This window comes from Colwellia meonggei, assembly GCF_057537295.1.
In genome coordinates this window covers 1-1,471 of sequence record NZ_BAAJLZ010000020.1, presented here as the reverse complement: position 1 = coordinate 1,471, position 1,471 = coordinate 1, and the positions used below count along the sequence as shown (strand labels likewise).

Genomic DNA, 1,471 nt, shown 5'->3' with positions numbered 1-1,471 from the left:
GGAATTGAAGTCATTGATGCCATGCTTCCAGGAAAAGCTTCTAAGCTTCAGATATATAGGAACCGTACCCCAAACCGACACAGGTGGTTAGGTAGAGAATACTAAGGCGCTTGAGAGAACTCGGGTGAAGGAACTAGGCAAAATAGTACCGTAACTTCGGGAGAAGGTACGCTCTCTAGTGTGAATGCTTTACGCAGTAAGCACAGGAGAGTCGAAGTAACCAGGTGGCTGGAACTGTTTATTAAAAACACAGCACTGTGCAAAATCGAAAGATGACGTATACGGTGTGACGCCTGCCCGGTGCCGGAAGGTTAATTGATTGGGTTAGCTCTGCGAAGCTCATGATCGAAGCCCCGGTAAACGGCGGCCGTAACTATAACGGTCCTAAGGTAGCGAAATTCCTTGTCGGGTAAGTTCCGACCTGCACGAATGGCGTAATCATGGCCACACTGTCTCCACCCGAGACTCAGTGAAATTGAAATTGCGGTTAAGATGCCGTATACCCGCGGCTAGACGGAAAGACCCCGTGAACCTTTACTATAGCTTGACAGTGAACATTGCTCCTACATGTGTAGGATAGGTGGGAGGCTTTGAAACCGCGTCGCTAGATGTGGTGGAGCCAACCTTGAAATACCACCCTTGTATGCGTGATGTTCTAACCTAGGGCCCTTATCGGGCTTGGGGACACTGTCTGGTGGGTAGTTTGACTGGGGCGGTCTCCTCCCAAAGAGTAACGGAGGAGCACGAAGGTTGGCTAAGTACGGTCGGACATCGTACGGTTAGTGCAATGGCATAAGCCAGCTTAACTGCGAGACAGACACGTCGAGCAGGTACGAAAGTAGGTCATAGTGATCCGGTGGTTCTGTATGGAAGGGCCATCGCTCAACGGATAAAAGGTACTCCGGGGATAACAGGCTGATACCGCCCAAGAGTTCATATCGACGGCGGTGTTTGGCACCTCGATGTCGGCTCATCACATCCTGGGGCTGAAGTCGGTCCCAAGGGTATGGCTGTTCGCCATTTAAAGTGGTACGCGAGCTGGGTTTAGAACGTCGTGAGACAGTTCGGTCCCTATCTGCCGTGGGCGTTTGAGAATTGAAGAGGGCTGCTCCTAGTACGAGAGGACCGGAGTGGACGAACCGCTGGTGTTCGGGTTGTTATGCCAATAGCATTGCCCGGTAGCTACGTTCGGAACTGATAACCGCTGAAAGCATCTAAGCGGGAAGCAGGCTTTGAGATGAGTTCTCACTGGAGCTTTAAGCTCCCTAAAGGGTCGTTGGAGACTACAACGTTGATAGGTTGGGTGTGGAAGTGCTGCGAGGCATTGAGCTAACCAATACTAATTACCCGTGAGGCTTAACCATACAACACCCAAGTGGTTTTAAAGATTGTAGGTAAGTTTGACAGAATACTTCACGCACACAGTGAATTGAATAAGACATGTATTTATATCGTCGATAAAAACGTTCAT

1 rRNA gene is annotated in these 1,471 nt (G+C 49.9%); it reads left to right on the top strand.

The features are described 5' to 3' along the window. A 23S ribosomal RNA gene (locus AC27E9_RS19135) occupies positions 1–1,364 on the top strand; the annotation flags it as partial. Positions 1,365–1,471 lie beyond the last annotated feature (107 nt).